The sequence below is a fragment of the Myxococcus sp. AB025B genome (genome assembly GCF_006518215.1).
GTDB classification, from domain to species: Bacteria; Myxococcota; Myxococcia; order Myxococcales; family Myxococcaceae; genus Myxococcus; species Myxococcus fulvus.
Genome location: NZ_SRLW01000010.1, coordinates 60,555 through 68,448, shown reverse-complemented (window position 1 = coordinate 68,448; position 7,894 = coordinate 60,555). Strand labels below are relative to the sequence as shown.

Below are 7,894 nucleotides of genomic sequence, written 5' to 3'. Positions count from 1 at the left end.
CCCCTCGGGGCTCCACCGCCAGGCCACCAGTGCCGACACCGCCAGCAGGAGCCCCACCGAGACCAGCGGCTCCACCACCTGCCACATCAACCCTCGCAGCCCCGGGTTCAGGTGCGACACCCGCCACGCTGTCACCGCGACCTCGAGCATCGACACCATCAGGCCTACCGGGCCGATTCCCTCCAGCCCCCAGCGATGGATGGCCCAGGTGCCGAGACTCCACTTCGCCACGCCCACGCCCACCACCACCGCGAAGCGCTCCCAGGGCCGACCACCCGCGTTCTGCGCCGTGGCCAACAGCCCCGTGAGCGTGATGAGCAGACACTCCAGCGTGAACCACTGCACCAGCGGCACCGCGGCAATCCAGCGCTGACCGAAGAACAGCGGCACCAACACCGGCATCCCCAGCACCGCCACCGGCAACGTCAGCAGTAGCGCCGCGGACAGCCGCCGGAGCGACGTCTTGAGATACTCCGCGAACCCGCTCGGGTCGTCCTGCATCCGGCAGTACGCGGGGAAGGCCACGCGGTTGAGGACCACGCTCAGCATCATCGGCGTGGAGGCCAGCGACCAGGCCCAGTTCACCAACCCCACCACGTCCTTGCCCAGCACCTGCCCCACCACCAAGGGCACCCAGCCCGCGACCAGCGCCGCCACCAACGGCGGGAGCTGGAAGGCCAGCCCGAAGCCCACCAGCCGCCTCAGCACCTCCCAACGGAACGTCCCGCGCGGACGCCACGGGGACGCCCAGGCGATGCAGACGAGCCCCACGGCGCCTCGGATGAGCGAGCCCACCACCAACGCCCAGGCCCCCATCCCCGCCGCCGCCAGGGCCAGGGTGCCGGCCACCTGCGCCACGTTCTCCACCAGCTCCGCTCGCGCGATGGTCGGGAACGCGAGCTTCCGCTCCAACGCCATCAACGGAATCACGCGCAGCGAGGACAGGAACAACCCCAGCGCCATGGCCCACACCATGGGCACGGCTTCCGCGCCCAGCGCGTAGCCCTCGGTGAGCACGGGCGCCATCGCGCACACCGCGGCCACGATGACGGCGGTGAGGGCCTGGTGGCTCCAGAAGATGGTGAAGGTCTCGTCCTGGGTGGGCTCGTGCGACTGACGCACCAGCGCGGCGCTCAGGCCCAGGTCGCCCAGGAACACACCCAGCGAGCTGGCGTAGGCGACGATGCCGAACAGGCCGTAGTCCGAGGGGAACAGCAGCCGGGAGAGCGCCAGCGCGCTGATGACCCGCAGCCCTTGCGAGGCCACGGTGCGCAGCACGAGGACGACCATGCCCTTCAGGGCACGGGCCTTGACCTCGCCGGTGTCCACCTGGGGTGCCGCGGTCGCATTCATCGCAAAGGGGGGCTGTCTGCTTCCGGGCCGCGGAGTGAAGGCCGGCCCACGTGGACGGCACCCACCCGCGCTCGAGGCTCGAATGAGGGCTCGATGCTAGCGAGGCACATCCCCCCTCACAAGCGACACGCGCGTGTGCCGCGTGGGTCACCAGAGGACCAGGGCCCGCTCGGTCGCCCGGGTGCCGCACTCGTGGTTGCCACCCAGGAAGGCGCGAGGCTACGGTCCGCCCGCCATGTCACCGAGCCCATCCCTCTTCCAGTTCCTCAAGCGCGAGGTCCTCGTCGCCGAGCACGAGGTGTTCCACCGCACGCTGCGAGAGACGCTCGTGGGCACCTGCGACAGCGTGCTCGACATCGGCTGTGGCTCGGGCTCGCCCCTGAAGCACATCTCCCGCGAGTTCTCGCGCACCGTCGGCGTCGATGGCTACACCGCGAGCATCGAGCGCAGCCGCGCCGCCGGCATCCATCAGGAGTACCACCAGCTCGACCTGCTCCAGGTGGGGCAGCACTTCGCGCCCAAGAGCTTCGACGCGGTCATCGCGCTCGACGTCATCGAGCACTTCGACAAGCCCGAGGGCTATCGGCTGCTGGAGATGATGGAGTCGCTCGCACGCAAGCGCGTCGTCATCTTCACGCCCAACGGCTTCCTCCCGCAGGACGAGTGGGACAACAACGTGCACCAGGTGCACCGCTCGGGTTGGGAGGTCTATGACTTCGAGCTGCGCGGCTACCGTGTCACCGGCATGAGCGGCTTGAAGCCCCTGCGCGGAGACTTCGCGCTGCCGCGCATCCGGCCCGCGCGCCTGGGCAGCCGCCTGTCCATCCTCACCGAGCCGCTGGCGACGCGTGTTCCCCAGCTCGCCTTCCAGCTCTTCGCCGTCCGCGACATGGAGGCCTCCTGAGCCGTGGAGGCCCCCACGTGGCACCTGCTCACGGGTGAGTATCCGCCCCAACCCGGCGGCGTCAGTGATTACACGGCCCTCGTCGCCCGGGGGCTCGTGCTCCGAGGTCAGCGGGTCCACGTCTGGGCTCCCGGTGATGCGGACACGCTCGACGAGCAGGGCGTCACGGTCCACCGCATCCCCGGGATCTTCACTCCGCCGGGCCTGGTCCGGCTGACACGAGAGCTGGACCGGTGTCCCGGGCCTCGGCGGTTGCTGCTCCAGTACGTGCCGCATGCCTTCGGGATGAAGGCGATGAATGTGCCATTCTGCGCCTGGTTCTCCTCGCGGGTGCGGGACGAGCGCTGGGTGTTCTTCCACGAGATTGTCTACCCGTGGAGTCTGGCTTCACCCTTCCGCCATCAAGTGCTCGCGGGCGTCACGCGCGTGATGGCGCGGCTGGTGGCCCGGGATGCTCGGCGCATGTTCGTCTCCATTCCCACCTGGGCGGACCATCTGCCCTCCGCGCTTCGTGGACGCGCGGAATGGAGACCGGTTCCCAGCACGCTGCCCACCGAGGTGCCCGAGGAACTCGTGCGCGCTGTACGCGAGGAGCTGGGCGCGGGGCCCTGGTTGGGTCACTTCGGGACCTATGGGGCCGCGATTCGAGGGCCGCTCGAAACGGTGCTCGTGTCACTGCTGCGCACGAACGAGCGGCGGCGGTTCCTGCTGTTGGGCCGCGGCAGTCATCGCGTCGCGCGGGAGCTGGGTGAGCAGCATCCCGGTCTTGCCGCGCGAATCGTCGCACGCGAGGACCTCGCGCCCCTACCGCTCGCGGCCCACCTGTCCGCGATGGACGTGTTGATCCAGCCCTACCCGGATGGGGTCAGCACCCGACGCACGTCCGCCATGGCGGGACTTGCGCTGGGCCGCGCGCTCGTCACGCAGACAGGACTCCTGACGGAGCCGCTCTGGCGTGAGTCGGGCGCCGTCGCGCTCGCGGGGGATACGAGTCCCGGTGCGATGATTGATGTCGCCGAACGGCTCCTCGCTCGGCCGGAGGAACACGTGGCGCTCGGTGAGCGCGCGGCTCGGCTGTATCGGGAGCGCTTCGCGCTGGAGCACACCGTGGAGACGCTCCTCTCGGATATCGGGAGTCGCTCGTGACGACGTCACTCGAGCTCGCGGTGCTGATGGACCCTCGGGAGGAGGGATGGCACAGCATGGACCTGGTGGGCGAGGCGCTCCTGGAGGAGTTCGCTGCGCACCCTTCCGAAGTCTCCGCGCATGCGCTTCGTCCACCCATCCCCTCCGTGGCGCGACGGATGCCGGGAGTGGGCGCGCGGAACGCCGCGTTCAATGTGGACCGGCTGCTGACCCGCTTCGGGCTCTATCCGGCGCGGGCGCTGCTCTCGCGCCCCTGGTTCGACGCCTTCCATGTCGTGGACCACAGCTATGCCCAGCTCGTCCACTCGCTCCCGGCTTCGCGCACGGGCGTCTACTGTCACGACCTGGATGCGTTTCGCTCCGTCGTGGAGCCACACCGTGAGCAGCGGCCCGCGTGGTTCCGACTCCTGGCACGGGCACAGCTCCGTGGTCTCGAGAGCGCCGCCATCGTCTTCCACAACTCCCAGGCCGTTCGTGATGAGCTTCTCGCCCACGGACTCGTCGACCCCGCGCGCCTGGTCTGGGCGCCACTCGGAACCTCGCCGGAGTACAGGCCCGAGCCCGTCGCTGGAGACCAGAGCGAACAGGTGCTCGCGTCCCTCGGTGGACGGCCGTATCTGTTGCACGTCGGGAGCGCGATTCCACGCAAGCGACTGGACGTCCTCTTCGAGGTGTTCGCCGCGCTGCGCGCACGGCACCCGGACCTGCGGCTCGTCCAGCAAGGTGGCGCGCTGAATGCGGCGCAGCGAGAGCAGGTCGCGCGACTGGGAATGGGTGATGCGCTGGTGCAGCCGCCCTTCCAGGCTCGCGCCACGCTCGCGGGCATGTACCGACGTGCGAAGGCCGTGCTCATCACGAGCGAGGCCGAGGGCTTCGGCCTTCCCCTCATCGAGGCCCTCGCCTGCGGCGTCCCCGTGGTGGCGAGTGACCTGCCCGTGCTGCGCGAAGTGGGCGCGGATACCTGCCTCTACTGCCCTGTCGGCAACCTCGCCGCGTGGACGGAGACGGTCGACGCGCTGCTCTCCGGAAGACTGTCGCCGCCGGCTCTGCACGCTCGCCTCTCCCGCGCGGCGCGCTTCACGTGGAAGGCTCACGGGCGAACCATCCTCGACGCGTATCAGCGCCTCCCGCGTTGAGCAGGCACGCACCGCTCAGTAGCGAAGCCATGAGGAACCGTCTCATTGACACAGGCTCGACATGTCTCCGCGCCGCCGTCACGGAGGCGCTCCATTCCACGAAGCACCGACGACACGAGGAGGCGTCCGACTCAACGCGTATCAGCCCCCCACGATGCATCGCTGGCACGATGAGCGGGCTCGACAGGCTCCTCCACGCGGAATCAGCACCCACTCCACGGAGCCAGGGCCTGGCTCACAGCGTGACGTGGTGCTCGATGAACGCGCCCGCGTGAATCTCCAGCGAGCCACTGTACGTCGTCGCGGCATCCCGGCCCCGCACCTCCAGCCGATGGATGCCCTCGGGCAGCTCGAGCACGTAGCGCTCCCCGTGACTCTTCCCGTTCACGAGCACCTCCCTCAAGGGAGGCCCGCTCACCCTGAGCACCACTGTGCCCGTCCCTGGCGCCTCGCTCACCAGCGCCTGAGTCGACTGACGGCGCGTGGAGGCCGCTCGCGCCTGTGACAGGAACGCCCAGCCGCCGATCACCAGCACCAGCGCCAGCGCTCCACCCATCCACCACTTGCGCGAACGCCGAGGACGCACCGTGCGGTGGTCCAACGCCGTCTGCTCCAGCAACATCGTGGGCGCCTCCACGTTCGTGCGCTGGTCCGAATCCGCGACCGGAGCGCGACGCTCAGGCATCCTCGCCCGCCGCACCTTCGCCTTGGGAGGCGCCTGCAACGGCGCCATGGAGAGCCGCGTGGCCCCTTCCGAGAAGCTCGCGAGGATGCCCTTCAACTCCCGACGCACCGCCTCCGCCGACGCGGGCCGCGCCAAGGGCTCCTTCTCCAACAGCCGCGCCACCAGCGCCGCCAACGAGGCATTCACCTCCCGATAACGCGACACGGGCGGCGGCGGCGTGCGGACATGCTGCAACACGATGCCCATCGCCGACTCCCCCTCGAAGGGAAGCCGCTTCGTGAGCATCTCGAAGGCCATCACCCCCACCGCGTACAGGTCCGTCTGCGGGCTCACCTGCTGACCACAGGCCTGCTCCGGCGCGATGTACTCCGGCGTCCCCACCAGCGCGTTGGCGTGCGTCTGCGGCGTGCTCCCGTACGGCGCCTCGCTGCGCTTGGCGATGCCGAAGTCGAGCACCTTCACCGACTCCGAGCCATCTCCCTCACGCACCAGGAACACGTTGCCGGGCTTGAGGTCCCGGTGGATGACGCCCACGCCGTGCGCCGCGCCCAGCGCGCTCAACAGCGCGTCGAGGATGCGGATGACCTCCACCTCCAGCATCGGCGCGCGCTGGAGCAGCACCTCATCCAACGGAGCACCGTCCAGGTACTCCATCACCAGGTACTGGCCCACGTCGGGGATGGTGCCGAAGCCGAAGATGTCGATGATGCCGCGATGACGGATGGCCGCCGCCGAGCGCGCCTCCGTGGCCAAATCTCTCGCGCGACCACCCTCGACGTAGTCCGGGCGGATCACCTTGACGGCCACCTTGCGACCGATGACGGCGTGCTCGCCCTCGTAGACGATGCCCATGCCGCCGTGGCCGATGCGGCGCTTGATGAGGTAGTCGCCCACCTTCGTGCCCACGAGCACGTCGCGCGTGACGGAGTCCTCCCACGTCATGTCGCCCGCGGGAGCCTTCGCCACCAGTGGCCGCACGACCTCCGTGCGCGTCTGCCGGCCGCGCTTGAACGTGGCCTCGTCCGTGTCGTCACGCGACTCGGAGCGGTACGCCCCCGCGCCAGCGGCGACACCCGCACGAAAGACCTCGCGCGGGCACACCGTCACTCCCGGCCTGTGGTTCGCACCACAGCGAGGACATTTACGCGCAGGACTCATCGTCGCTCGCATCATGGCCCGGCAAGCAGGCCGGAAGCCATCTCACCCTCGGGTCTCCCAACGACTCGGAAAACACTTTTCTGGATTCACTTCTCTGGCTTGATTTCACTTCCAAGACATCGCTGCATCCCCTTGAGTCCTTGACGGACTGCGACCCAGGGGTGCAGTCACGCTCGACATCATGAACCCTCATTGACGCCCTCGAAGGGCTCTGCTTCGGTCCATCACGCGTGCGCGTCCTCTTCCTCAATCCTGTAGGTATTGTCGGCGGCGCCGAGCGCGCGTTGCTCGATTTGATGTCCTGCCTGCGCGAACTGGACGCGGGGCTGTCGCTCCACCTGTTCTCGGGGACGGAAGGGCCACTGCTGGAGCAGGCTCGTCGGCTGGGCGTGGACGCGCGCTGCCTGCCCCTCCCCGCGCGCCTATCGAGCCTGGGGGACAGCGCGCTGCGTGGACGGGGCCTGGGAGAGACGCTGCGCTTCGCGAGCAAGCTGCTCCCGGTGCCCGCCCTGCTCGCGAGCCATGGACACGTGCTGCGAAGCGAAGTCGCCCGCCTGCGCCCGGACCTCATCCACTCCAACGGAATCAAGTCCCACCTGCTGAGTTCCGTCACCGCGGGTCTGCCGCTCCGGCGTGTCTGGCACGTGCATGATTTCCTCGGCGAGCGCCCCCTGGTGCGACGTGCGATGAGCGTGCTCGCACCGCTGGCCTCGGCGGCCATCGCCAACTCGCGCGCCGTGGGAGAGGACACCCGGGAGGTGCTCCCCAAGGTCCCCGTGCAGGTCGTCTACAACGGCGTGGACGTGAACCGCTTCGCTCCGGACACGGGCGACACCGCCGACCTGGACACGCTGGCGGGCCTGCCTCCCGCCCCGGCGGGGACGTCGCGAGTGGGCCTGGTCGCCACCTATGCGCGCTGGAAGGGACAAGACCTCTTCCTGGAGGCCGCCGAGGCGCTGACGCGCGTGGAGCCGTCGCTGCCCGTGCACTTCTACGTGGTCGGCTCGCCGCTGTACCAGACGGCGGGCTCGCAGTTCTCCGAGGACGAGCTGCGTCGCCTCATCGAGCAGCGCAACCTCACCGGACGCGTCGGGCTGGTGCCCTTCCAGCCCGACTCCGCGCCCGTCTACCGCGCGCTGGACGTCTTCGTGCACGCCAGCACGCGGCGCGAGCCCTTCGGTCTCACCATCGCGGAGGCCCTGGCCTGTGCCCGCCCCTCCGTCGTCTCACGCGCGAGCGGCGCGGCCGAGGCGCTCACCGATGGCGTGGATGCGCTCACGCTGGCGCCGAACGATGCCCATGCCCTGGCGGAGGCGCTGCGTCGGATGCTGACGGATGCGTCCCTGCGTGCCCGGTTGGGCGCCGCGGCCCGGAGTACCGCCGTGGAGCGCTTCTCCCGCCAGCGCTACGCCCGCGAGATTCTCGCCGTGTACCGCGCGCTGCTGGGCGGACAGCCCGTCTCTCGCGCGGGTTGACCACCCCGAGGGGCTCTGGTTTCGTCCGCCGCTCACT

At 69.6% G+C, this 7,894-nt stretch carries 6 protein-coding genes; 4 read left to right on the top strand and 2 right to left on the bottom strand.

From position 1 onward, the window contains the following. The coding region (locus tag FL311_RS03280) for an oligosaccharide flippase family protein (protein WP_141323393.1) at positions 1 to 1,353 on the bottom strand (1,353 nt) is incomplete at its 3' end. 235 nt (positions 1,354 to 1,588) lie between these two features. Between FL311_RS03280 and FL311_RS03275 the strand changes: the two genes are divergently transcribed. The 3 genes from FL311_RS03275 to FL311_RS03265 are packed head-to-tail and all read left to right on the top strand — an operon-like array spanning position 1,589 to position 4,539. Next, a complete protein-coding gene (locus FL311_RS03275) occupies positions 1,589 to 2,257 on the top strand; it encodes a bifunctional 2-polyprenyl-6-hydroxyphenol methylase/3-demethylubiquinol 3-O-methyltransferase UbiG (RefSeq protein ID WP_141323392.1) in 669 nt (222 codons plus the stop codon). Positions 2,258 to 2,260: 3 nt separating this feature from the next. Continuing rightward, positions 2,261 to 3,403 carry a glycosyltransferase gene (locus FL311_RS03270; RefSeq protein ID WP_141323391.1) on the top strand — a complete coding sequence of 381 codons (1,143 nt, stop codon included), beginning with the start codon at positions 2,261 to 2,263 and terminating at the stop codon, positions 3,401 to 3,403. A gap of 26 nt (positions 3,404 to 3,429) precedes the next feature. Beyond that, positions 3,430 to 4,539, top strand: a complete 1,110-nt coding sequence (locus tag FL311_RS03265; RefSeq protein WP_141323400.1) for a glycosyltransferase family 1 protein — start codon at positions 3,430 to 3,432, stop codon at positions 4,537 to 4,539. Positions 4,540 to 4,774: 235 nt separating this feature from the next. Here FL311_RS03265 and FL311_RS03260 read toward each other — a convergent pair whose 3' ends face one another. After that, positions 4,775 to 6,325 carry a serine/threonine-protein kinase gene (locus FL311_RS03260; protein WP_194869035.1) on the bottom strand — a complete coding sequence of 517 codons (1,551 nt, stop codon included), beginning with the start codon at positions 6,323 to 6,325 and terminating at the stop codon, positions 4,775 to 4,777. 287 nt (positions 6,326 to 6,612) lie between these two features. On the opposite strand from FL311_RS03260, the gene FL311_RS03255 reads away from it, so the two are divergent. After that, positions 6,613 to 7,857 carry a glycosyltransferase family 4 protein gene (locus tag FL311_RS03255; protein WP_141323389.1) on the top strand — a complete coding sequence of 415 codons (1,245 nt, stop codon included), beginning with the start codon at positions 6,613 to 6,615 and terminating at the stop codon, positions 7,855 to 7,857. The last annotated feature ends 37 nt before the right edge of the window (positions 7,858 to 7,894 follow it).

What these genes read in the sequence shown, in the direction of transcription:
- FL311_RS03275 (WP_141323392.1), top strand. Translation starts at nt 1,589, where the DNA reads ATGTCACCGAGCCCATCCCTCTTCCAGTTCCTCAAGCGCGAGGTCCTC.
- FL311_RS03265 (WP_141323400.1), top strand. Translation starts at nt 3,430, where the DNA reads ATGGACCCTCGGGAGGAGGGATGGCACAGCATGGACCTGGTGGGCGAG.